Below are 1,925 nucleotides of genomic sequence, written 5' to 3'. Positions count from 1 at the left end.
CGCCTTGCTCGTGCAGAAAAGCAATGGCATCCGCCACCTCGGAAAAGGGCAGCCGGTAGCGTAGCGCCTCGGAGATAGGAAAGACATCGATAACTTGGCCATTCTCCTCGGTACGATAGAAACTGCCGAGATCCTCTCTTTCCAGCCCCGCGCAAAGAAAATGATAGTCATCGACCACCACATAGCGAATGGCGGAGTCGACCAGCGCCGGCACCACCGAGGGATCCCAGACGCGTTCCGTCAGCCAGGCGCCTTCCGGGCGCTGGCCAAATTCTGCCTGTAGGCGGTTACTCATGGATTGCAGCTGTTCAATACGGTCAAGATACGGAATGGCGGCGAGCACCGGCTCGGTGTCGCCGGCGCCTACCAGCTCTACCTGTCCACGCGCCACCATGCTGCGCAGGAGTTCCATGGTCTGGGGATGGCGTTGGGCCAGATAACCCAACAGCCAGCCACTGCTGTGAAAGGCAAAGACAAAGTCGGGATAGCGATCTAGCACCTGCAAAAACGGGTGATAACAACGTGCTACCGCGTCGTCAACGACCTCGGGAAAATTACCAATGGGTTGGTGGGCATGGACTCCAAACAGCAGGGGCAGGGCATCGGGCATCGTTTGCTTTCCTCAGGTGTGGCCACGTCGCATGGTACCACCAGCCTCGGCGCTGCCGCCGCCCTGACTGATGGCCTGATCGAGTTCCGCTGGCGCTGGCTGCCCCAGCAAGTCGTAGAGTTGCCGCAGGTGATCGCGGTACAGGCCATCAAAATCCCGTACGGCATCACCAGGGTTATAATCGCCAAACCACCAGAACCAGTCCGACCCCTCACAGCGGGCGAGCTGTTGGCGAATCGCTTCCTGGCGCTCGGCGGAGAAACTGCCGATCTTCTGGTCCACCGCCAGCTTGGCATGGCAGAGCAGATCCCAGGCACGATTCTTTGCCGGGTCACCAATCCAGGTACTGAAATTTCCATAGACCCAGCTACCCGCGGCGAGCTTGAGCAGGTCTTGGGCGGCATCGCCGTGATCGCGCACATAATCGCCAAAGGTACAGAGCTGAAGGTGCGGGTGGTTACTCAAGAGCCGGTAGAGCTCGCTGAGAAAATAATAGCCATTGTAGGGGTAGTATTCCCAGGCATTCTCACCATCGAGAATGACGCTTACCACTGGCACCGGCTGATCTTCGGTATCGCGCCAGATCGCCTCCAGACGTTGTACGAAGTCCGTCGCCGCATCATGTCCAGACCAGGTCTTGTAGTCGAAGCCGATGCGATCCGAGAGCGAATCATCCCGGAAGAATAAATGCGGTCCCTGGCCGGCCGAGCGATAAGCCTGATACAGGTACTCTGCCCGTCCCTGGGCTGGCGAGCGATCCGGAAAGGACTGATGCAGGCTGCGCCCGAGGACACCCTCCCCCGAGGCCGTCCACAGCACTCCTTCGTCGCTCAGCAACTTCACGAACTCTGCAGAAACCCCGCCTTCGGCCGGCCAGATTCCGCGGGGAGGCTCAGAAAAATGCTGGCGATGACTCGCCAGCGCTCGTCGCAATTGCCGTTGTACTCGCTCTTTGCCCCCCGGGTATTGCGGACACTCGGGCAATGGTGCATCTGGCAGCCCATCCCGCGCTGAGCGAAAGTCGAGCAGCAGCGGGGCAATCGGATGCTGGTACGGCGTCGTGGAAATCTCGATCCGGCCCGCCTGGGCCAGGGCCTGATAGCGCGGCAACAGGCCGGTAATGGTCTCCCCCAGACAGTCGAGCAGTGCCATGCGCTCGGCGGTGGTGAAGCCACTGCCTTTGGCCATCAAGTCCTGAATCGTTGCACTTTTGCGACGCAGGGTCTCGCCGGTCCAGGCCAGATGATACCAGACCAGGAGGTCGGCGAGATATTGCACCGAGAGGTAATCGCCCATCTCGGCAGCGTCTTGTCGG

Annotated in this window: 2 protein-coding genes; both read right to left on the bottom strand. The window is 60.2% G+C overall.

Features of this window, described 5'->3' with window-relative positions; all coding sequences use genetic code 11:
* On the bottom strand, positions 1-610 hold a 610-nt coding region (locus AC2VNM_RS02380), incomplete at its 3' end, for a glycoside hydrolase family 38 N-terminal domain-containing protein (protein ID WP_486912803.1).
* 12 nt (positions 611-622) lie between these two features.
* Positions 623-1,925 (bottom strand): glycoside hydrolase family 57 protein (locus AC2VNM_RS02375; RefSeq protein ID WP_486912802.1); only part of this gene is annotated, 1,303 nt, incomplete at its 5' end.

The sequence above is a fragment of the Acidithiobacillus sp. TH-A67 genome, from assembly GCF_057473545.1.
Note: the sequence above shows the minus strand (reverse complement) of the source record. Positions and strands in the feature narration are given on the sequence as shown.